This window comes from Actinokineospora enzanensis DSM 44649 (assembly GCF_000374445.1).
Lineage (GTDB): Bacteria > Actinomycetota > Actinomycetes > Mycobacteriales > Pseudonocardiaceae > Actinokineospora > Actinokineospora enzanensis.
This window is the reverse complement of record NZ_KB894426.1, coordinates 41625-63350: the sequence shown is the minus strand read 5'-3', so window position 1 is coordinate 63350 and position 21726 is coordinate 41625. Positions and strand designations below refer to the sequence as shown.

Genomic DNA, 21726 nt, shown 5'->3' with positions numbered 1-21726 from the left:
ACGGGGAGCAGGCGGTGAGCGTGCGCGGCGACGACAGCGCGTGGCAGCCCGGCGAACGCGACCGGGCCGCGGAAGTCGAGTCCGGCACGCCGTTCGACCTGTCGGTGTGCCTGAGCGAACCGATCCACCGGCTCGGCGGCATCCAGTCCTACGGCGCCCTGCTCGCCCTCGACGCGGACGGGCGGGTCGCGGTCGCCAGTTCCAACTGCGGGTCCGTGCTCGGCACCGGCGACCTGCTCGGCACCGCCGCCGTCGACCTGTTCGGCGCGGCCGCCCTCGACGCGATCCACCGCACGCTCGACGCCCCCACCGGCGACCGCGGCCTGCTCACCCTCACCGTGGCCGGGCGCGAGTTCGACGCCACCGTCCACCGCGCCGACGGGCGGCTCGTCGTCGAGCTGGAGCCCGTGACCGAGGAGCGCCCGTTCGTCTTCTCCCGCTTCTACCCGGCCGTCCGCACCGCGCTGACCAGGCTGCAGCACGGCCGCACGGTGGTGGACGTGTGCGCCGCCGCGGTGGCCGAGATCCGGGCGCTGACCGGCTACGACCGGGTCGTGGCCTATCGCTTCGAGGGCCCGGCCGGGCCCGGCGAGGTGCTCGCCGAGTCGGTCGCCGACGGCCTGGAGCCGTGGCTGGGGCTGTGGTTCCCGGCCACCGACATCCCGCCGCAGGCGCGCAGGCTCTACGAGCGCAACTGGATCCGGGTCATCCACGACGTGGACGACGACACCGCCCGGCTCGTCCCGCCGGTGCCGCCGGGCGCGGCCGACCCGCTGGACCTGTCGGACTCGACCCTGCGCACGGTGTCCGGCTTCCACCTGGAGTACCTGCGCAACATCGGCGTGCGGTCGTCGATGTCGGTGTCGCTGCTCGACGGCGGCAGGCTGTGGGGCCTGATCGCCTGCCACGGCCTGGCGCCCCGGCGGCTGAGCGCGGAGGTGCGCGCGGCCTGCGAGTTCTTCGGCGTGACGCTGTCGTTGCAGCTGGCCGCGGTGCAGGAGGCGGAGGCCGCGCAGGCCAGGCAGCAGGCGCGGACCGCGCTGTTGACGCTGGTCACCGAGCTGCACTCGGACATCGCGGGCTCGCTGCTCGCGCACGGCGCCGAGCTGGCGTCGCTGGTCCGGGCCGACGCGGTCGCGCTGCGGCTGTCCGGCCGAACGACCGGCGACGCGCCGATGGACGACGCGCTGTGGGAGCACCTGCCCGAGCTTGCCGCCGGTCAGGTGTGGAGCTGCGAGTGTCTCGGCGAGCACGCTCCGGAGCTGGCCGGGCTCGCCGACGAGGTCAGCGGGGTGTTGGTGCTGGCGTTGGACGGGGCGGGCGACCTGGTGGTGTGGACCCGGCGGGAACGACGGGCCGCGCGCACCTGGGCCACCGACCCCGAGCAGCCGGTCCGGGTCGGTCCGCGCGGGCAGCGGCTGACCCCGCGCGGGTCGTCGGCGGTCTACCAGGCCGTCGTGCGCGGCCGGTGCCTGCCGTGGACGACCTCGGACGAGGTGGTCGCCGAGGAGCTCGGTGCCGCCGTCCGCACCGCGGCCCTGCGCCGCGCCAACCGGCTGGTCGAGGTCAACGACGAGCTGCGCCGCGCCAACCAGGACCTGGACACGTTCACTCATGTCGCCGCGCACGAGATGAAGGAGCCGCTGCGCGGGATCGCCACCACGGCCGCGTTCATCACCGAGGACGCCGAGACGCTCGACGCCACCACCGCGCGCAGGCTGGGCACGATCCAGCACCTGGCCCAGCGGATGGACGAGCTGATCAACGGCCTGCTGCACTTCGCCCAGCTCGGCCAGGGCGAGCTGAGCCGCGAGGACATCGACCTGCGCGCGGCAGCGGTCCGCGCGCTGGAGATCGCGGGTGGGCGGTTGGCCGAGCAGGAGGTCGAGGTGACCCTGCCCGCGCCGGGTCTCACCGTGTCCGGGGACGCCGAGCGGCTACAGGAGATCCTGGTCAACCTGCTGGTCAACGCCGCCAAGTACGCGAGCCCCGAGCGGCCGCGCACGGTCGAGGTCGGGGTCGTGCGGCCGTCGGAGGGGGCGCCCGAGGTGTTCGTTCGGGACAACGGGATCGGCATCCCCGAGGCGTACCAGGGAGATGTGCTGCGCCTGTTCCGCCGCCTGCACCCGCGCGACGCGCACGGCGGCGGCCACGGCGCGGGACTCGCGATCGTGGACCGGATCGTGGCCCGACACGGCGGGTCGCTGCGACTGGAGTCGTCGCCGGGGGCGGGGACGACGGTGTGGTTCAGCCTCGGACCGTGATTCGGTGCCGGTGTGGGTGGACACCGAGAACGTGCCGTCTTTGCCTTGGTAGGCAACGGTTTTCGGCAACGATGACAACGGCTGGCCGAGGACGAAAGGGGGTTTCGTTGCCCGGGGAGCCCAGTTCCGTTGTCTCCTCGGGGTTCGGGGCAGGGTGGATCACGAGTCCGTGACGAGATACATCCCGTCGACCGTAGTGCTTCCGGGCGGGAAGTGACCGACGGTCGTCAAGGCGCTATATCAGGCGGATTTGATGTCGTTTCTCCATGTGTGCCGTCAGCGAGATTATCGCTCCGGTTTTCTGGTCCCAGACGCCCGCGTATTCGCCGCATCCGCAGCGCCACATGAAACCGGGGCCGCCGTCCTCGGCGGGCAGTACGTGCGAAGCGTTGTGCAGGGCCATGTTCGGCGCCCGGCCCAGGTTCTTCGTGCACACCGGACAGACGACGCTCTTGGACTTGCCGAAGATGGGCACGCGGCGGACCGCCTCGGTGAGGGTTCGACAGGGGTTTGTCCGAGTGTCGCTGTGACCGGCGTCGCTGTTACCGCCGGTTCCGGCGTCGCAGCACACCGGGCCTGTGGGCAAATTGCATATAGCAAATCCGCTGCCCGGGGCACCGGCTTCGGGCTGCCGCGCGGCGTCCTGACTCCACCCTCGCCACGACCCGCGCGGGCAGGGCGCGGCCGCTGGGCGGCGCACTCCCTCGAATCGGTCACAGTCGGTCGGCACTTTTCGGTGTTCGTGTGCCGCATTGTGCGGTTCGTGTCCACTGGCGTCGATGCGGTCACCGGCCGAACGGGGTGACCATGGGGGTATGGGAACGCGGATCACCGGCGCGCGGGGCGCGCGAGCTTGGGGACTGGTCCTGGCGGCGGGCGGGGTGGTGATGGTGCCGTGGATGGTCCTGCTCGGCGGCGCGCTGCCGCCGACCGTCCGAGTGCACCACTGGTCGGTGGTGTGGATCGGCCTGGACGCGATGATGGCCGTCTGCCTGTCGGTGACCGGGTTCCTGTTGTGGCGGGGCGACGAGCGGTTCCGGCTGTTCGCCATGTCCGCCGCGACCATGTTCACGGTGGACGCCTGGTTCGACACCATGACCGCGGCGCCCGGCATGCAACGGTTCTTCTCCTGCTTCCTGGCCGTGTTCTTCGAGCTGCCCATCGTCCTGCTCTGCCTCTGGGTCGCCTTCCGCGCGGCGCGGAGACCGGTCGGGAATCCGCTGCCGGTCACATCCGCGAGTGAATAGCGCGGTGTTCGCGCGTGTTCCTTGCGCCGAACGGCCCACCCGCGTCGAGCGGCTCCGATACGGTCTTGTTTGTCGGGGATGTGTCGGGAGGGCTTGGCGGGTGTTGTGTCCGATGCGCGGCAGTGGTTGCGGCGGGCCGAGGAGCGGAACGCGGACATGGCGTGGCGCGCCGCCGCGATGCGCGAGGCGGTGGCGGGCGCGCGGGGGACGGCCCGCAGCGCCGACGGTTCGGTGACGGCCGTGGTCGCGCCCGGCGGGGCACTGGTGTCGCTGGAACTGGCCGAGCGGTCGGTCGCGCTGGGGGCGCGGCAGTTGCAGGCCCTGATCGTGGACACCATCCACCAGGCGAGCGCCGACGCCGCGGCCGTACTGGCCGCGGAGATGCGGCCGCTGGTGGGCGACCAGTTCGACGAGGCCGTGCGGGCCGCGCAGTCGCTGAGCCCCGAGGAGCCCGACGAGCTCGTCCGGCCCGCCGCCGCGCCGGTGGAGGACGAGGACGTCAGCGACCAGTCCGTCTACACCTGGCGGGGTGAGCGCTGATGGCGGGCGAGTTCCAGGTCGCGCCCGCCGCCCTGCACGCCAAGGGCCGCTACGACCACGACCGCGCCGGGGTCGTCGACGGGCTGGGGGAGCAGATCCAGCAGGCCCGTGCCACCGCGGACTGCTTCGGGCTGATCGGCATGAACGCCGGGTTCTTCACCGGAGTACCTGAAGAAGATCAAGAAGTCGGTCGAGGAGGCGATCAAGGCGCAGAGCCTGCTGGTCCGCGCGGGCCTGCGGGTCGGCGGCGCGCGCACCGCGCTCAAGTACCTCGACCCGGTGTCGTTGGCGGTCAAGGGCGTCACCGGGCTGACCGGCACCAAGCCGGGCAGGACGTTGATGGAGAGCGGCACCGAGCTGGCCACCGACCAGGTCCTCACCGAGGCGGGCGAGGAAGCCACCGGTGAGAACCAACGCGAGCAACACAACCGGGACGACATGGAGCGCGGATTCCAGTGACCCTCGACGAACTGGTGCACGGCCACGCGAACGGCTGGCTGCGCGGTGACCAGCTTCAGGTAGTGGTGCCTATCGGTCAGCTGTCGCGTGAGCGGTACCGGGTGCGTGGCCTGGACGAGGAGGGGCACCCGCGCGCGGAGAACATGTTCAGCCGCGCGGTCGACCGGGTCTCGTCTGCGGTGGACGACTACAACGAGAACGGCTACGTCGCCGTGGCCGGTCCTGACCCGCGCTGTACCGCCGTCGTGGTCTATCGGGCCGCGCGGTACGAGCACACCTGGCTGACCATCACCACACACCGGATCGCCGTGCTCCGGCTCCGCGACACGACACACGATGAGGACACCCTCGCCCAGGTGACCAGCGAGGTCGCCCAACCCGGCCTGGGCAACCTCGTGCGTGGCGTGGGTCGGTTGCTCAAGACCGGCGCCAAGGAGCTGGCCGCGTCCGTCCGCCGATCGCCGCTGGCGGAACGCCCCGGCGACGCGGTACTGGAGATCCCGTTCGAGGCACCCCGACACGTGCTGCGCGGCGTGACCCGCTGGAAACAGCCGATGGTCCCCGAGTTCGACGGCGGCCCCCGACACACCCGCGTCGACTTCGCCGACGAGTCCTGGACCCGGCTGGAGACCGACGAGACCGGGCTGCGCGCACTGGGCATCGCCTGAGCCACCGTCTGCGATCATGAGTCGGGCCGGGTCGGCCGGGTGGTGATCGGGCCGCGCGGACCGGGTGATCGGGTCGGGTCGGCGCGCCGAGTCATCGAAACGGTCGATCGGGCCGGCTGATCGAGCCGGGCAGGCGGCCCTGGTGATCGGGTTGGTCAGTCGGGCCGGGTGATCGGACTGGCCGGTCTGGCTGGGTGATCGGGCCGCGCGAGCCGGGTGATCGGGCTGAGTCGGCGCGCCGGGTGACCGAAACCGTTGGTCGGCCTGGATGATCGAGACAGGTGGGCGGCCGTGGTGGCCAGATTGGTCGGTCGGGCCGGATGATCGGACTGGTCCGGTCTGGGCTGGGTGATCCAGACGGTCTGCTTGGTGATCAGGTGGGTGGGCGGGCTGGGTGATCAGGTGGGTGGGCGGGCTGGGTGATCAAGGAGGTGCCGGGTGCGGCGGTGGTCGCTGGTCGCGGCGGCGGTCGTCCCGGTGTTGCTGGGGCTGGTCGGCAACATGGCCTCGGCCGCGCTGCCGAGCGGGTGGCAGCGGTGGCAGTGGCTGGCCTGGCCGGTGTTCGTGGTGCTCGGCCTGCTCGCCGTGGCCCAGGAGATCGGGCGGCGGCGCGCGCCCGAGCCGGGCGGGGATCGGCTGACCGAGGCCGCGCGGGCGTTGGAGATCGCGGCGCGGGCGCAGTGGACCAGGGAGGCCGAGGTCCGGGAGCTGGTGTCGCCCCGGCTGTTGCCGCTGCCGTGGTCCACCACCGACCGGCCCGTGTTGCCGCCGATGGTCGACATCGTCGGACCGGAGCCGAGGCGGCTGGACGGTGGCGTACCGGAGCTGATCGATGCCTTCCTGGACCTGCCCGCCCGGCGGCTGATCGTGCTCGGCGAACCCGGCGCGGGCAAGAGCGTGCTCGCCATCCTGCTCACGTTGGCACTGCTGGACAAGCGTGACCGGGACCGTGTGCCCGTGCTGGTGTCGGTGTCCTCGTGGCGGGTAGGCGAGGAGCCGTTGCTGGACTACCTGACGCGGAGGCTGCGTGAGGACTACCCGGCGCTGGCCAATACCGCCCGCTATGGACCGGATGCTGCGGGCAGGCTGGTGCGGGAGAAGAAGATCCTGCCGGTGTTCGACGGCATGGACGAGCTGCCGCCCGCTCTGCATGCCCGCGCGATCGAGCTGATCGACGCCGAGACACCCGGCCAGCACCTCGTGCTGACCTGCCGGAGCGCCGAGTACCAGGCGGCCGTGGCGCGGGCCGAGTCGATCCCGGCGACCGCGTTGGTGGTGGAACTGCGCCCGGTCGACCGCGCGGACACTGTCGCCTACCTCGCCGCCGGGCACGTCGCCGACGATCCGCGCTGGGCGCCGCTGTTCGCGGATCTGCGGGCGAACCCGGACAGCCCGCTCGCCGAGGCGCTGCGGACGCCACTCATGATCAGCCTGGTCCGCGTCGCCTATCGGGACCGGGACAGCGAGCCGGGGGAGCTGGTCGACCGGTTCACCACTCGGGCCGAGGTCGAGGGCCACCTGCTCGACGCGTTCCTCACCGCCTCCTACGGTCCGGACAGCCGTGCCGAGCGGTGGCTGCGGTTCCTGGCCCGGCACCTGCACCGGCAACGCACCTACGAGTTCGCTTGGTGGCGGCTGCACCGCGCGCTGCCTGCCCGACAGGCGACCGCCGTGATCGGCCTGGGCGCGGGACTCGTGGCCGCCGTCGTGGCGACCGTGGCGGTGTGGCTCGCGGTGGCACCGACGATCGCGACCACCCCGGAGACCATTCTGCTCGGCCTAGCAGGCGGTGGGGTGGCGAGCCTGATCGTGACCGCCGAGGTCGGCTCCGCCGCGCGCCGGACGACCGTGCCGCGCCGGGTCCGGCTGCGCGGCCGGTCCCGTGGCCTCGGTGTCCGACTGGTCCGCAGCACCGCCCGCCGGGTGGCGATCGGCGTCGCGGCGGGCATCGTGGCCGAGATCAGCTACACGCTCGCCTTCGACATCGATGACCCGACCCGGCTCGGCCTGGTGATCGGCTCGGCGTCGGGCCTGATCTCAGCAGTGGCGTTCGGCCTGGCCGACTGGCTGGGAATCCCGGCCGACGCGGTCACCGCCACCGACCCCGGCGCCGTGCTGCGCACTGACCGGGCCGCGAACGCGGTGCAACTGCTGGTGTTCGCGTCTGCCTTCGGCTTGCCCGCCGGGCTCGCGCTGGGTCTGGTCGCGAGTCCGCTGATCGGCCTGCTCGACGGGATCGGGTTCGCGTTGGGCGGGGTGGCGGTCGCGCTGGCGCGGCGTCGACAGGCATGGTCGCGGTTCACGGTTGTTCGCCTGTGGTTGGCGTTGCGTGGGCGGTTGCCTCGGAGATTGATGCCGTTTCTCGCGGACGCGCATCGGCGGGGTGTGTTGCGGGAGAGCGGTGGGGTCTATCAGTTCCGGCACGCGTTGCTCCAGGACCGGCTGGCAGGAGCCACTGAGCCGATTACGCCGATCGTGGAGGGGGAGCCGGATCGCGCGCCGAGGCGGATGCAGCGATACGCGGCGTTGGGCGGGGTGGCGTTAGTGCTGGGGGTGAGCCTCGGGGTGGGGTTGCCGGTCGCGGGGGCGTTGCAGACGCGGTGTGGGGTGTCGCCGTTCGACCGGGACATCCGGTTCGTGCGCACGGAATGCGTTGGGGTGACGGACGGGTCGTTCGCTTTGAGTCCCGGATTGGCTTCGGTGACGGAGATGGTCGCCCGGGAGAACGCTGCGGTGCGGGGAAGTAGAAGGCCGTATGTGCGGGTCGCTCTGTTGACGCCCATGGATGACCCGAGTTCGGTGCGCGGGGCATTCGTGGCCCAGATGCGGGCCAATCGCTCCGGTGGACCGGGGCCGCTGGTCGAGCTGGTGTTGGCCAATCCGGGACACGACTCCGCCTACTGGAGCCTGCCTGTGGAACGGCTGGTGGAGATGTCGCGTGCGGACCATCCGGTGGTCGCGGCCGTGGGACTGGGGCCGTCGACAGTCGGAAGTGTGGACGCGGTTCGGTACCTGTCTGCGGCGGGGATCCCCACGGTTGCCGCGTACCTGTCAGCTGACCAGGCCCCGGTCACGTTGTCCACGTGGCCTTCGGACGACCAGTTGGCTTTCAAGGTGACTTGCCGGGGAAGAGAGTGCTCATTGGTGTGCAGTACCAAGGACTGCCTTCGCCGGTCGGATGTGCCCGCGTGGCTTGCTGGAGTTCCCGGAACGCCTGCGGGATTTCCCCCCTTCACCGGTGAGTACAGGTGGTTCGGCTGGGGCGATCCGAACGAGGCTGCTGTGCTCGACCACGACGCGGCCTACACCGCGTTCACCGCGATCACCCGCACGGTGGGCGCCGAGAACCCACCCGCTGTTCGTACGGCACTGGGCAGGCTGACCCGCGACAGACCGGTGTACGCCGCTACCGGGAACCTCAGCTGGAACGACGGCAAGGCATCGCCCAGCGGCCGAGTCATTGTGGTGGTCGAGTCGCCCACGTCGGCATATATGTACTTGACTCGCTGACGACTGGTCTGCGAGATACCAGGTATCGGTCGCCGGGCTGGGCACGTTCGGCGGATGTGCTGTGCGGGCGTCTCGGTAGGGACGGTTGAGGGTCGTTGCGGGGTCCGCTCGTCAGCCCGCGCTACCTTGCGGGCCGCTGGTGCCCATTCACCGGACCGCGTGCGCTTGGCGGCCAACCGGGTTATCCACAGGCAAGATCGACGGATCCCCGGCGGGTGCCTTGTCCCGGTAGAATGAAACTCGGGGGTCCCCCTTCGGGTTGTCCACATGGTGGCGCGGCATCCACAGGCGTGGTGGTGGGGTCGACTTCGGGGGTGGCGGCCCGGCGATCTTCGGGTGGGGCCGGCGTGGTCTGGTCCTGGTCCATTGGGACATCAACGGGAATGCCGCTCGACCGGGGGGTCGAGCAGGGGGAATTCGTCGGTGTGTCAACGCTTACCGGGGGTGGGGGTTTCGACTCGCCGGGTGGGCGGGGCGCCGGTAGCGTCGGGGCGGTACGGGGTATGGCGGCGCGCCGGGGTGGCCCCGTGGGTGAGGAGGGGGATATGCGTGCCGGTGGCGAGGTCGGGCGGGGGCGCCCGGCGATCGGTGCCGGGCTCGGGTGAGCCCGCTGGGGACCCCGCCCGGACCGGTGATCAGCCGGGTCGAGGCGAGTGACGCCGAGGGGATCGAGGCGGTGCTCAGCGGTGCCTACCACACCGGGATCCGATTCGTCGGTGCCGCGCGGCGGTGCTTCTACCGGCATGCCCGGGTGGACGCCGGGCCGTTCCGGGTCGACACCGTGGCGGCGGACGGGCTGTCGGTCGCCTCGGCGCCGCTGGGCGCGGTCGTGGTCACCACTCTCCACAGTGGACAGTTCGAGCGGCGGACCGCCGGGGTGCGGGAGGTGCTGGGGGCGGGCGACACCGCGTTGATGGCGCAGCCCGACCAGCCGGTGACCGTGGAGTGGCGGGGCGCGGCAGGAGCCATCGAGACCATCGGAATCGACCTTCCACTCGTCGCCGCGATCCTGGCCACCGACCCCGAGGCCCTGCCGCCACGCGTCCGGTTCACCGGCTACCGGCCGGTGACCCCGGCCGCCGCCCGACACTGGCGGCGCACGGTCGACCACGTCACCCGGGACGTGCTGGGCAACCCCGAGGCCGCCCTCAACGACCTCGTGCTGGGCAACACGGCCCGACTGCTCGCCGCGACCGCGCTGACCACGTTCCCCAACACGGCCGTCGTCGAGTCACGCACCTGCGACCGCACCGACGCCACGCCCGCCATCCTGCGGCAGGCGATCTCGTTCATCGAGTCGCACGCCGCCGCCGACATCACCCTCCTCGACATCGCGGCCGCCACCCACGTCACGGCCCGCGCGGTCCAGTACGCCTTCCGCCGCCACCTCGACACCACGCCGATGTCCTACCTGCGCAAGGTCCGCCTCGCCCACGCCCACCGCGATCTCCTGGGCGCCGACCCCACCCGCGACACCGTCACGGCCGTGGCGGCCCGCTGGGGCTTCACCCACCCGGGCCGGTTCGCCACAACCTATCGGTCCACCTACGGCCAATCGCCGAGCAACACCCTGCGCGGCTGAGCCGCTCTGCCTGTTCGGCGCAGGCGGGGAAACACCGCCTGTGCGAGCCCTTGGCACATCGCTGTGTCGATTGCCGCTGCGTCGATCGCCGGTCGGTACGGCGGTCGACTTCATGGTGACCGGGGTGGCGGCGTACCCCGGCATTGGTTGTCCACATGGACTGTCCTGGGCCCGGAGGTCTGGTGTGGCTCGGGCAGGTAGCAAGCGGCGAGTGGGGACGCGCGGACATGGCCGGTGCCTTTCGTGCGGGCGGGGCATGGCCGCGTGGCCGATCCGGGGTCCACGTGGCGATGTCGGTCAACCGCCAAGGTACGGATCCGTGCGGCGGGTTCGCAGCATCCGATCGTGTCTGCTGCTTGCGCGATGGGTGGTTCCTCTCGGGAGTCGGTCCACAAAGGACTTTCTGGCATTCGACGCGGCACACGATCCGGTCGGCTCTGTCGGGCCCGCGGCCGGACCTCGCGCGCCATGGTTCCTGTGGACAACCTCGCGCACAACCTTGTCTACCGGCGGTAGTGTGGAGATCCGGGGATCCCCTGCAAGTCATCCACATCCCGTCGAACGATCCCCAGGCGGACAGCGACACTTGACGAGTTCGCACACCAAGGTCCCTGGACAGTTTCGCGCGTGCCCCTGGCCACCGGCGGTAGTGTGGAAACCGGGGGTCCCCAGCGAGTTGTCCACAAGCTGCTGAACTATCCCCAGGCGCGCGGTGGTACTTGACGAGCTTGCGCACCCTGGCTCCTGTGGACAGCTTGGGGCGCGGCTTCGCTTGCAGGCGATAGTGTGGAAAACGGGGGGATCCCGGCGAGTTGTCCACAACCCGCTGGATTCGTCCACAGGCCGACCGTTGTGACTTCCGCCGCCTGGACCTGCGGCGATAGGCTCACGCGCGGGCAGGCTCCCGGGTGGGAGGGGCTGTGTCTGCGGGGGATGCTGTGGGTGGGTCGGGTTTCGGGGATGGGTGGTCCGGGGCCGTTGTCGGTCAGAGGTGGCGGCTGCTGAGAACGGCGGTCTGGTCGATCTTCCACTGGCCGTTCTGGTTCACCAGGATGTAGCGGTGTCGTTCGCGAATGGATCGGCCGTCGGTGAACTGGTAGTCGATCGTCGCGTTCACCACGGTGTCGCCTTCGGGGGCGACCTCCGAGATGTGCACGGAGCGCACGCCGTTCCAGAAGTGTTCGTAGTTGTCGCGGCCGCCTGCCGGGGTGTTCTGGAAGCGGGGCGTGAGCAGGCCCCAGCCCTGTTCCGTGCCGCCGGGCATCAGCGCGTAGTACGCGGTGAGGGCGGTGGCCGGGTCGGCCGCGGGTGGGGGTTGGGCCGGGGGAGCTGGGGCCTCGGTGGTCTGTGGGGGCGGTTGCGTGGTGGTGGTCTGCGGCGGGGGAGTGGTGGTGGGTTCGGTCGAGACCGGGGTCGGTTCGGCCGAGGTGGCGGCTTCGGGTGGGGGTGCGGCGGTGTTGGAGGTGTCGTCGGTGTCGAGGATGGCGTAGGTGGCCAGGGAGGCGATGATCAGCAGCACGATCGCCGCCGCGAACAGCAGGGTTCGGCCGCGCTTGGCCGGGGGTACGGGTTCGAGCCGGTCGGTCTCCGGGGCGAGTGCGGGGACCACGGCCGTGGGGATCTCCTCCTCGGCCGGTGCGGGCTCGGGGAGGTGGGACAGTTCGCGGTGGACGTCCGCCATGGTGGGGCGGGCGGCGGGGTCCGGGGACAGCATGCGGTGCAGCAGCGGGGTCAGGGGGCCGGAGCGGGTGGGGGGTGTGTATTCGCCGGTGGATACCCGGTACAGCAAGGCCATCGGGTTGTCGTGGCGGCCGAACGGGGGCGTGCCCTCGACGGCGGTGTAGAGCGTGGCACCCAAGGAGTACACATCCGAGGCGAACGTGGCGTTGTCCCCGCGCGCCACCTCGGGCGCGATGTAGGCCGGGGTGCCACGGACCGTGCCGGTGGTGGTGACCGTGCCGTTCGCGTCCACTGCCAGCCGGGAGATGCCGAAGTCGGTGATCTTCACCTGGTCGTCCGCGCCGAGCAGCACGTTGCCGGGCTTGACGTCCCGGTGCACCACACCCGCCTCGTGCGCGGCGGTGAGTCCGGCCGCGACCGCAGCGCCCACGCGTGCCGCCTCGGCCGGGGCGATCGGGCCGGAGGAGGCGAGCAGGTCGGCGAACGTGGTGGACGGCAGGTACTCCATCACCAGGTACGGCCGATCGTCGGCGTCCTCGGCCACGTCGTACACGGTGATCGCGTGCGGGTGGTGGAGCTTGGCCGCGATCCGCCCCTCGCGCACGGCCAAGCGGGTCGCCGCCTCGGCGCCCGGTCCTGCGGGCGCCCGCATCCGCTTCACCGCGACGGTGCGGTGCAGGCGCTCGTCGTAGGCCTGCCAGACCTCGCCCATCCCGCCGGTGCCGAGCCGACTGACCAGCCGGTACCGCTCGGAAAGCAGTCGATCTTCCACTCCGTGAAGGGTACCCGGCGCACCACCCGGTGAAACCGGACCACGCACTCCACCCCGCCCCACCGAACCAGAGCCGTGTCACGTGCGGGATCAACCCAGCCGGACAGCAGATCCGGCCTGATCCCGGCCCGTCGGTCGTGCCACCGAGGTGACCACGACCTCCTGTCCGACGACTGGATGCCAGACATGGCGGAACGTCCCACATCGAGCAAGACCCCAGCGGACTGCCAGACCAGGGCAAGCACCCGGTGAGTCGAAAACGCCAAGTCCGGCACCCTCCCGCAAGCCGACGCTGCCAGGTCGGGAACAGTGCCCGGTGAGCCAAAACGCCAAGTCCGGCACCCTCCCGCAAGCCGACGCTGCCAGGTCGGGAACAGTGCCCGGTGAGCCAAAACGCCAAGCCCGGCACCCTCCCGCAAGCCGACGCTGCCAGGCCGGGGGACGATGCCGGGCGGGGATGAGGGGGCGGGTGGCGGGAGAGAATCGACTCAGTCGTGGGTCATGTCGGGGGTGGAGTCGTGGGTCATGCCGGGGTCGGTGCCCGCGAAGGCCGGGGCGGCCAGGACGCCGCCGGTGATCACGGCGGCGAGGGCGAGCAGGGCGGCGAGGATGGATCGCTTGACGCGCATGGTTTCTCCGTCGGTCGGCCGCCGGGCCGGGTGCGGCCCGATCGGGCTGTGCACGGTTGGAGCGCGACCGATGGTGTCGAGGCGCGGCCACCTGGGGGACAACGGGCGGTAAAGGGGTGACCAATGTCGGATGACCTGGCCGTGTGCGTGTCCGATTACCGCGCGTGGTCACCGCTGGGCCATTCGGTTCATCCTGTAGGACACCTGTTGTTCACTGCCAGTTCACATCCATAACCTGGTCGGATGTCCATCCCGCTGGTCGGTCGTGCCGTCGAGCGCCGTCGTCTGAACGGTCGGGTCGACGCGCTGGTCGCCGGGCGGGGGCGGGCGCTGTTGGTCGAGGGCGAGCCGGGGATCGGCAAGACCACGCTCGTGCGGGCGGTTGCCGAGCGGGCACACGAGCTGGGGTGTCGGGTCCGGTGGGGCGCGGGTGACGAGCTCGGTCAGGCGTTGCCGTTGTTGCCGTTGCTGGACGCGTTGCGTGGGGACGACGACCGGCTGCGGATGATCGACGGGTTGCTGCGCGGCGGTGGCCGGGACAGCGCGGCCGACCCGGTCGCGGCGGCGTCGCGGCAGGTGCTCGCGATGGTCACCGACCAGTGCGCGGTGGCCCCGACCGTGCTCGTGATCGACGACCTGCAATGGGCCGACCGCGCCACGGCGACCCTCTGGTGCCGACTGGCCCATCTCGCACGCGACCTCCCGCTGCTGCTGCTCGGCACAGCCCGGCAGATCCCACGAAGCACAGAACTTCTCGCCGTGCGACGCGCGGCAGGGCGCACTGGCGTGCTGACGCTGGACCGACTACCGGAGCCGGCAGTGACCACTCTGGTGGGCAGGCTCGCGGGCGGACGTCCCGGCGCGCGACTGCTCGCGTTGGCCGACGGCGCGGCCGGAAACCCGCTGTACCTCACCGAACTGGTGGAGGCGCTCGGGCGCGCGCATGCGATCACCGAGGTGGACGGGAAGGCCGAACTAACCGACGACCCGGCCCCGGGCTCGCTGGGCGCTGCCATCGCGCACCGGCTGGACTTCCTGCCCGAGCGGGTGCGCGCGGTGCTGCGCGCGGCCGCGTTGCTGGGGGTCGAGTTCGACCCGGCGGACGTCGCCGCCGTGCTGGGGGAGCGGGTTACGGACCTGCTGAGCGCCTTCGAGGAGGCGCGCGCGGCGGGGGTGCTGCGTGAGTCGGCCGACCGGTTGGCGTTCCGGCACCCACTGATCCGGTCCGCGATCCACGACGACATGCCCGCCGCCGTGCGTGCTGTGCTGCACCGGGACGCCGCCGTCGCGCTCGCCGGTTCCGGCGCGCCGCTGCGCCGGGTGGCCCGGCAGTTCCTGCGCGCGGTGGACCTGTCCGGCACGGCCCGTCTCGACGACTGGTCGACGGGGTGGCTCGCGGACTCCGCGCCCGCGTTGATCGCCCAGGCCCCCGCGCTGGCGGTGCGGCTGCTCGAACGGGCCGTACGGGACATCGGCGAGGCCGGTCCGCTGGCCGCGCGGCTGGCGGAGGCGCGGTTCCGCACGGGTGACCACGCCGGTGCCGAGCAGGTCGCGGCGCGCGCGTTGGCGGGCGCGACCGACCCCGATCTGATCGTCGATCTGCACCTCACGTTGGCCCAGTGCCGCGTGATGACCGGACGGGCCCGTGAGTCGCTGGTGGCGTTGGCCGACCCTGCGCCCCGGATGCCTGCCCGGCAGCGGGCCCGGTTGCTGGTGTTGACGGCACGCGCGCACCGCAACCTCGGCGAGGTCGACCAGGCAGGCGTGGTGGCCGCCGAGGCGTTGGCCGCCGCCGACGACGACCGGCGGACCGTGGGCTGGGCGCTGCACGTGCTGACCGTGGTGTCGGTGATGCGTGGCGACGTCGCGACGGCGTTGCCGCTGTTCGACCGGGCGCTCGCGGTGACCGCCGCCGACCCGTCGCTCCTGGACCTGCGCCTGCTGCTGCAGATCAACCAGGCCGTCGCGCTCGGCGACGTCGACCGGTACACCGAGGCCCTGGACGCCGCCGCCCAGGTGCGCGACCTGGCGCGGCGGACCGGCGGCCTGGTCCGGCAGGCGCAGGCGCACAGCGCGCTCGGCGAGCTGCTGTTCGACGTCGGCCGCTGGGACGAGGCGCTGGCCGAGGTCACCGCCCTGCCCGACGAGCTGAAGGACCCGGCCGTGGCCTGCTGCGACCACGGCGTTGCCGCGCTGATCGCGTTCCACCGGGGCGATCCGGACGCGGCCGTCGCGCACCTGGCCGCCGCCGGGGACCACGCCGGACACCTGGGCACCCGGGTGATCGGCTCGCTTGCGCTCGCGGGCGCGTTGGAACGGGAACGACGTGGCGCGCCCGAGCGCGCGTTGGCCAAACTGCTGGAGTTCCTGTCCGGTCCGGCGGAGGAACTGGAGGAGATGGAGGACTTGCTGCCGGAGGCCGTGCGGCTGGCGGTGCAACTGGGCGAGGTAACAGCCGCCGATTACGCCGCCGGGCTCGCGGAGAAGGCAGGCCACACGGTGGCTCACCGCGCGGGGGCCGCGTTGCTGTGCCGAGGACTGATCAGCAACGACCCGGAGACTCTGGTGGCGGCGGCCGGACACTACGAGGACGCGGGCAGACCGTTCTCCCGTGCGCGCGCCCTGCACGCGGCAGCACTGGCTTACGCGGGTGCGGGTGACGTCGTCGCCGCGCGCGCGGCATTCACCGCCGCCGACAACCTGTACGACAAACTCGGGGCCGCCTGGGACGCGGCAGGGTTGCGGGCCGCCCTGCACAGCCACGGTATCCGGCGCGGACCGCGCGTGGCACACCGCGCGGAACGCTCGGGGTGGGGAAGTCTCACGCCGACCGAGACCCGGGTGGCGGCGTTGGTGGCGCAGGGACTGTCCAACCCGGCCATCGCCGACCGGCTCGTGCTGTCCCGCCGCACCGTCACCACGCACGTGTCGCACATCCTGGCGAAGCTCGGGATGGCCTCCCGGACCGAGATCGCCCGGGAGGCGGCCACCCGCTACCGCGACTCGGGCTGACGCGCCGCGCGCGTCCTGCTCCACAGCGGGGCGATGAACCACCAGCAGGCGAACCAGGCGAGCGTGCCGCCGGTCAGCCAGAGCGCCGGGGTGGTGCCGAGCACGAAGTCGAGGATGAGCAGCATCGACGCGCCAAGCGACAGCATCAGGAAGGTCAGGCCGCACAGGGTGAACCTGGCGGTGGCCGCGACGAGGTTGCTCTTCAGCCTGCGGCGGAAGACGAGGCGGTGGAAGGGGGCCGGGGCGATGAGCAGGGCGGTGGCGGCGGCGCCGAGGAGGAGGGCGACGACGTAGATGTCGCGTTGGAAGGGGGAGATCTCGGTGAAGCGGGGGGTGAAGGCGAGGGCGAGCAGGAAGGCGAGGAGGAACTGGACGCCGGTCTGGGCTACGCGGACCTCTTGGAGCATCTCGCCGTAGTTGCGGTCGAGGCGTTGGACCGGGGTCTCGGTGGGGGTGGGGAGGGTGATCATGGTGGCTCCTGGTCGGTGTCGGGGTGACACCGATCTTGAGCCTGGGGAGCGGGGTGAGACATCGGTCGGGTGACGTATTCGGGAAGGCCTGGAACTTCGGACACGCGGGCGAGACCATCGCGACCCTCCGTGGAGTCAACGGAGTCTCGACGGTCGCCAGCGAGAAAGTCGTTGTGCGACAAGCGATCCAGGTCGCTATCATGGCGGCATGGATGAGACGCCGTGGGAGCCGCCGTTGGCGGGCAGTGAGGAGGAGCATCTGCTGGGTGCCCTCGACCGGCTGCGCGCCACCTTCCACTGGAAGGTCGACGGACTCGACGCCGATGGGTTGCGGGTCCGGCTCGGTCCGTCCGCGCTCACGCTCGGTGGTCTGCTCAAGCATCTCGCCGTCGTCGAGGATCTCACGTTCGCCTACAAGCTCAGTGGTGCCCGGCCGGACATCGGCCGCCAAGGTGACCACGAGTGGCCTTTCACCTCGGCGGCCGACGACTCGCCCGAGCATCTCTACACTCTCTGGACGGACGCCGTCGCCCGCTCGCGCGCACGGCTGGCCGCCGCGCTCGCCGATGGCGGACTCGACCAGTTGGTGCACATCTCCGACGGGCAGGGGCGGCATGCCGGTCTCCGCCGGTTGGTCTGTGATCTGATCGAGGAGTACGGCAGGCACACCGGCCATGCCGATCTGCTGCGCGAGTCCGTCGACGGCCGCGTCGGCGAGGACCCGCCGCCGGGCTGGCGACCGGCCGGTCCCAAGTAGACTTGGCGGGCGGGTTTTCGTTCGCTCACGGGGTGTCGATGGTGAAGAAGAAGTAGAGTCCGCTGCCGCGGTTCTGGCCACCGGGATCCGATGTGCTGTAGTAGCAAGGGTATGCGACGTAGTGCGGGGGATTGTTCATCCCCGCGCGATAGTCTGAGCATTGCCGATCGGTCGTGAACGGGCCCACATAGTACTGGTCGTGCTGGCTCGCGAGGGCGGGCGTGGTTCCGGTGATCGCGAGTCCGGCCGCCAGGACGGTAGCGGCGAGTGCTCTCACGGTGTCCTCCGTTCCGTTGTGCTCAGCGGATGTCGATGATCAGGAAGTAGTACCAACCCGCGCCGCGGCCCTGCTTCTCCGGGTCCGTTGCCAGGTAGCCGCACGGGTAGGTGTAGGAGTACGGCGGGTTGTGCATGTCCGCCGCCTGCTCGTCGCAGGACTGGCGATCGGCGAAGGCACCTTCGTGGTAGCGCGCCCACTGGTTGTCGTCCGCGCCCGCCGACGCGGCGCCCGTGATCGTCAGGCCTGCCGACAGGACGATGGCGGCGAGGGTTCTCATCCGTGCCCCCTTTTTCCGGATCGGGTGTGCTGAACGATCACACGGCGATTGCCCGGCGCGCCAACAAGATCACCCCTCCGTACCAGCGGCGGACAGGAGTCCGCCGCCGGTCGGCGTCCGGTGATCGGGCATCCGGCTCAGAGGGACTTGAGGAAGCCGCCGTCCACCACGAACTCGGCGCCGGTGGTGCTCGCCGACAGCGGGGACGCCAGGAACGCCACCACGTCCGCCACCTCCCGCGGCTCCACCAGCCGCCCGGTCACCATGTTCATCATCCGCGGCGCCAGGGTCGTCAGCACCGTGTCCCGGTCGCTGCCTGCCATGTCCGCGATCCGGTCCGCCGCGCCGCCCGCGTCCGTCCACCACGGTGTCCGCACCGCGCCAGGCGACACCGTGTTCACCCGGATGCCCTGGCCGCCGAACTCCTCGGACAGCACCTTCGACAGGTTCAGCACCGCCGCCTTGACCGCCCCGTAGTCCGCGCTCATCGGCGCGGGCTGGCGGGCCAGCGTGGTGGCCACGTTGACGATCGAGCCGCCGCCGCGCGCCAGCAGGTGCGGGATGGCGGCGCGGACCAGGCGGACGACGGAGAACAGGTTGAACTCGACCATCGCCTGCCAGTCCGCGTCGGCGGCGTCGAGGAACGAGCCGCGCGGCAGCCTGATCCCCGGCGGTGGTCCGCCCGCGTTGTTGACGACCACGTCCACGCCGCCGAACGCGTCCACCGCGGCCTCGATCGCGCGCTCCGGCGCGGCCGGGTCCATCAGGTCCAGCGCGACGTGCCGCAGGTCCCCGGCGAGGCCCGCCAGGTCGCCCGCCGTGCGGGAGACCGCGACGACCCGGGCGCCCTCGGCGAGCAGGGTGTGCGTGACCGCCAGCCCGATGCCCTTGGACGCGCCGGTGACCACGGCGACGCGGCCGATGAGGTTGAGCTCCATGACTTCCCATCCGTTCGACGGGAACCGTCGTTCCCGTGTCGGATGGTGAACACCGGCCCGGCCGGGACGGACGCACCCGGATCCGAAGAGGACGGATCAGCCGGTGACCACCAGCAACGGGATCAGCTGTTCCGCGGGCGTCAACGATCCGTGGTGACCGATGAACGCGCTCAGCCTCGGCTCCACCGAGGACCGGGTCAGCGCCAGCGTCCCGCGTGCCGCGACGACCAGGTCGCCGATGCGCTCCCGGACGTGGTCCTCCACCACCGGCCCGAACCAGCCCGCCGCGATGGCCTCCTCCCGGTCGGCGATCCAGGCGCGGTCGCCGAGCACCTCGGTCCACGCGGGCCGTGGGTCGGCGCCGGGCTCGGCGTAGAGGTGGCGGACGCGGGCCTCGCCGCCGACCAGGCGCAGGCCGTCGCGCAGGGCCGGGGTGGTGTCGATGTCCACCCGGTCCTCCTCGCCGATGGGCACCATGCCGTGGTCGGCGGTGACGACCAGCGCGCCGCCGCGGGGCAGCCGGTCGGCGATGGCGCGGGCGAGGTGGTCGACGAACGACAGCTGGATGCGCCACGGGTCGCTGCCCGGCCCGTGCACGTGGCCGACCGCGTCGAGGTCGGCGTGGTAGGTGTAGCAGAGGACGCGGTCGTGTTCGCGTAACGCGTTGACCGTGCGGCCGACCAGGTCGCCGAGCGCGTGCACGCCGCGGAACGCGCCGCCGCGCAGGACCGCGCGCGACAGTCCGGTGTTCTGCAGCTCCCGCGGCACGATCACCCGCACCGACACGCCCGCCTCGACCGCGCGCTCGAACGCCGTGGGGTGCGGTTGGATCTCCTCCGGCACCAGGATCTGCCGCAGATCGGCCGCGCTGCCGCCGTGCCGGTGCCAGCGCAGCGCGTTCAACAGCTCCTCGCGAACGGCGAACGAATAGCCCACCATGCCGTGCCGACCGGTCGCCGTGCCGGTGCCCAGCGCCGCCACGCTGGTGGCCGTGGTCGCCGGGAACCCCGCGGTGATCGGCGACCGGTCCGCCGCCAGCGCCGCCAGGAACGGTGCGTCCTGTGCGTACTCGCCCAGCAGCTCCCAACCCAGCCCGTCGACGAGCAGCACGCACACCCGCGCCGGACCGGCCAGCCCGAGTGCGTCGGCCATGCCCGGCACGCCCAGCCCGGCGAGCACGGACGGCACGACCTCCGCCAGCGAACCACGCCCGTACCAGGGCACCAGTGGATCCATACCCCGACCCTAGTGGCCGGGTGCGCCGGGTGGCGGGTCCTTGATCACCTGGCGCCTTTCGGACGGGTGGGCGTCCGCACGCCGCGCGGGGCGGAAGACTCGCGGCGAGGAGGACACACCATGGGGGACCTCGCTGCCGGTCGTCGGATCTCGCGGACGGTGGCCGTGTTGTTGGCTGTCATTGTTCTGTCCGGTGGTTCCGCGCCGTCCCGTGGGACAATCGCGACTCCTCGCGCGCACCACATCGAGGTGCTCGTGGACACCGCGTTGTCACCGGAGAGCGCGGAGGCGCTCATCGGTGTGGTCGATCCGAACGCGGTGACGCTGCATCGGTTCGGCGACGACTGCGCGGGCGGGCGGCGGCCGTCGCTGACCCGTGCGCTGCGGGACGCGGTGGCCAGGGTCGATCGTGTGATCGTGCTGACCAGGCGGGACGTCGACACCTGTCCGTATGCCGACCGTCTCATCGGGGAGATCCGCGCCGCCGGGGTCGCGCTGGACTTCATCGGTGATGACCTCCGTGCGCCGGATGCCCTCGACGGGCTGGCTGCCGCGACCGGGGCGCCGGATCCGCTGCGCACTGCGAACCCGGCTCGCTTGGCCGAGGTGCTCGGGTGGCTGCTCGACGTCGAGCCTGCTGCGCGGGCGTTGAGTCGGGCGGTGGATGTTCTCGGTCCGGCGATGGTCAGGTTGGAACGTACGCTGCGTGTGGTTCTGGACAACCATCTTGTGGCTACCGGTCTGGCTCGTGAGGAGGCGGGTGCCGCGGTGGCTGCGGTGGATACATCCGAGCTGGAGTCTCGGGCGGATCGGCCGAGTGTGGCCGAGATGGCTGCGCTGGCGCGTACGCTGCGGGAGCGGGCCGGTCGGATGATCGATGCGTCGGCTCGGGTGATGGATACGATCAAGTCGGGTGGGCCGCGGGCTCGGCCGTTGGCCGTGTATGCGCGGGCCGGGCGTGAGTATCTTGACACGGTGCGGGAGATTCGTCAGGTGCTGGATGCGTTGGCGGTCAAGGCGTTGCGGCCTTGGGGGTGACGTGGGTCCTTTGTGGAGAGCCGGACCGCAAAGTCGAGGTGGTAAAGCACCCCATCACCGCTGAGCAGCTTACGTCCGCCCGTTGGAGTGCGAGTCCCTTGGTCCTGGCCTGATCGTGCGCGTAGGCAGGGGGTAGGGGATGTTGCTTCTCGTGCCTGCCGGTTGCCGTTTGATGCAGGCCTGAGCAGGCGGGTGGGCTCGCGTGCCGCGGATCGTCGGGTCGGCGAGTTTCGGACGTGTATGGCGGGGGCGCGATGGACGAGCCCGCCGCGCGGCACACTCGCGCCGTGGGGGATCGCTACCGTGTGTGCGGCGCACCGTTGGACCCGGCCTGGTTGGTCCCTTGTGGACATTCGAGTGCCGGGGC

Annotated in this window: 19 protein-coding genes; 10 read left to right on the top strand and 9 right to left on the bottom strand. The window is 71.6% G+C overall.

The window, feature by feature from the left end:
* Positions 1–14 precede the first annotated feature (14 nt).
* On the top strand, positions 15–2264 hold the full coding sequence (locus C503_RS0124740; RefSeq protein WP_018684924.1) for an ATP-binding protein: 2250 nt from the start codon (positions 15–17) through the stop codon (positions 2262–2264).
* Between the two features lie 235 nt (positions 2265–2499).
* Here the strand turns inward: C503_RS0124740 and C503_RS46180 are convergent, their stop codons facing one another.
* Positions 2500–2739, bottom strand: coding sequence for a hypothetical protein (locus tag C503_RS46180; RefSeq protein WP_156893450.1), 240 nt, complete (start codon positions 2737–2739; stop codon positions 2500–2502).
* Between the two features lie 340 nt (positions 2740–3079).
* Here C503_RS46180 and C503_RS40700 point away from each other — a divergent pair, with 340 nt between their 5' ends.
* Entirely contained in the window at positions 3080–3511 is a 432-nt protein-coding gene (locus C503_RS40700; RefSeq protein ID WP_018684922.1) for a hypothetical protein, read from the top strand.
* A gap of 105 nt (positions 3512–3616) precedes the next feature.
* On the top strand, positions 3617–4051 hold the full coding sequence (locus C503_RS40695; protein WP_018684921.1) for a YbaB/EbfC family nucleoid-associated protein: 435 nt from the start codon (positions 3617–3619) through the stop codon (positions 4049–4051).
* Here the strand turns inward: C503_RS40695 and C503_RS0124720 are convergent.
* Complete coding sequence (locus tag C503_RS0124720; RefSeq protein WP_156893449.1) at positions 4027–4347, bottom strand: hypothetical protein; 321 nt, start codon at positions 4345–4347, stop codon at positions 4027–4029. The genes C503_RS40695 and C503_RS0124720 overlap by 25 nt on opposite strands.
* On the opposite strand from C503_RS0124720, the gene C503_RS0124715 reads away from it, so the two are divergent.
* The 4 genes from C503_RS0124715 (at position 4331) to C503_RS0124695 (ending at position 10270) form a co-directional block, all read left to right on the top strand.
* The gene (locus C503_RS0124715) at positions 4331–4510 is read left to right on the top strand and encodes a hypothetical protein (protein ID WP_018684919.1); all 180 of its coding nucleotides are present in this window, start codon (positions 4331–4333) and stop codon (positions 4508–4510) included. The two genes, C503_RS0124720 and C503_RS0124715, sit on opposite strands and share 17 nt — an antisense overlap.
* A complete protein-coding gene (locus C503_RS0124710) occupies positions 4507–5178 on the top strand; it encodes a hypothetical protein (protein ID WP_018684918.1) in 672 nt (223 codons plus the stop codon). Before C503_RS0124715 ends, C503_RS0124710 begins: the two co-directional genes overlap by 4 nt.
* Before the next feature lie 438 nt (positions 5179–5616).
* Positions 5617–8688 (top strand): NACHT domain-containing protein, encoded by a 3072-nt coding sequence (locus tag C503_RS43570; protein WP_018684917.1) that lies wholly within the window; start codon positions 5617–5619, stop codon positions 8686–8688.
* A gap of 601 nt (positions 8689–9289) precedes the next feature.
* Positions 9290–10270, top strand: coding sequence for a helix-turn-helix transcriptional regulator (locus tag C503_RS0124695; RefSeq protein ID WP_026316668.1), 981 nt, complete (start codon positions 9290–9292; stop codon positions 10268–10270).
* Positions 10271–11255: 985 nt separating this feature from the next.
* On the opposite strand, the gene C503_RS0124690 is transcribed toward C503_RS0124695, so the two are convergent.
* Entirely contained in the window at positions 11256–12722 is a 1467-nt protein-coding gene (locus C503_RS0124690) for a protein kinase domain-containing protein (protein ID WP_018684915.1), read from the bottom strand.
* Positions 12723–13210: 488 nt separating this feature from the next.
* The gene (locus C503_RS46175; protein ID WP_018684914.1) at positions 13211–13351 is read right to left on the bottom strand and encodes a hypothetical protein; all 141 of its coding nucleotides are present in this window, start codon (positions 13349–13351) and stop codon (positions 13211–13213) included.
* Positions 13352–13594: 243 nt separating this feature from the next.
* Here C503_RS46175 and C503_RS0124680 point away from each other — a divergent pair, with 243 nt between their 5' ends.
* Positions 13595–16363, top strand: coding sequence for a helix-turn-helix transcriptional regulator (locus tag C503_RS0124680; RefSeq protein ID WP_018684913.1), 2769 nt, complete (start codon positions 13595–13597; stop codon positions 16361–16363).
* Here the strand turns inward: C503_RS0124680 and C503_RS0124675 are convergent.
* Positions 16345–16833 (bottom strand): DUF6328 family protein, encoded by a 489-nt coding sequence (locus tag C503_RS0124675; RefSeq protein WP_018684912.1) that lies wholly within the window; start codon positions 16831–16833, stop codon positions 16345–16347. The genes C503_RS0124680 and C503_RS0124675 overlap by 19 nt on opposite strands.
* A 208-nt stretch (positions 16834–17041) precedes the next feature.
* On the opposite strand from C503_RS0124675, the gene C503_RS0124670 reads away from it, so the two are divergent.
* Positions 17042–17590: a mycothiol transferase gene (locus C503_RS0124670; RefSeq protein ID WP_018684911.1), complete on the top strand. Its 549-nt coding sequence runs from the start codon at positions 17042–17044 to the stop codon at positions 17588–17590.
* Between the two features lie 25 nt (positions 17591–17615).
* Here the strand turns inward: C503_RS0124670 and C503_RS0124665 are convergent, their stop codons facing one another.
* The 4 genes from C503_RS0124665 to C503_RS0124650 form a co-directional block, all read right to left on the bottom strand.
* Positions 17616–17867, bottom strand: coding sequence for a hypothetical protein (locus C503_RS0124665; protein WP_018684910.1), 252 nt, complete (start codon positions 17865–17867; stop codon positions 17616–17618).
* Positions 17868–17889: 22 nt separating this feature from the next.
* Positions 17890–18147: a hypothetical protein gene (locus C503_RS0124660; RefSeq protein WP_018684909.1), complete on the bottom strand. Its 258-nt coding sequence runs from the start codon at positions 18145–18147 to the stop codon at positions 17890–17892.
* A gap of 137 nt (positions 18148–18284) precedes the next feature.
* Positions 18285–19085 carry an SDR family NAD(P)-dependent oxidoreductase gene (locus tag C503_RS0124655; protein ID WP_018684908.1) on the bottom strand — a complete coding sequence of 267 codons (801 nt, stop codon included), beginning with the start codon at positions 19083–19085 and terminating at the stop codon, positions 18285–18287.
* A 96-nt stretch (positions 19086–19181) separates the two neighbouring features.
* Positions 19182–20321, bottom strand: a complete 1140-nt coding sequence (locus tag C503_RS0124650; RefSeq protein ID WP_018684907.1) for an alkaline phosphatase family protein — start codon at positions 20319–20321, stop codon at positions 19182–19184.
* 120 nt (positions 20322–20441) lie between these two features.
* Between C503_RS0124650 and C503_RS0124645 the strand changes: the two genes are divergently transcribed.
* On the top strand, positions 20442–21359 hold the full coding sequence (locus C503_RS0124645; RefSeq protein WP_018684906.1) for a hypothetical protein: 918 nt from the start codon (positions 20442–20444) through the stop codon (positions 21357–21359).
* The last annotated feature ends 367 nt before the right edge of the window (positions 21360–21726 follow it).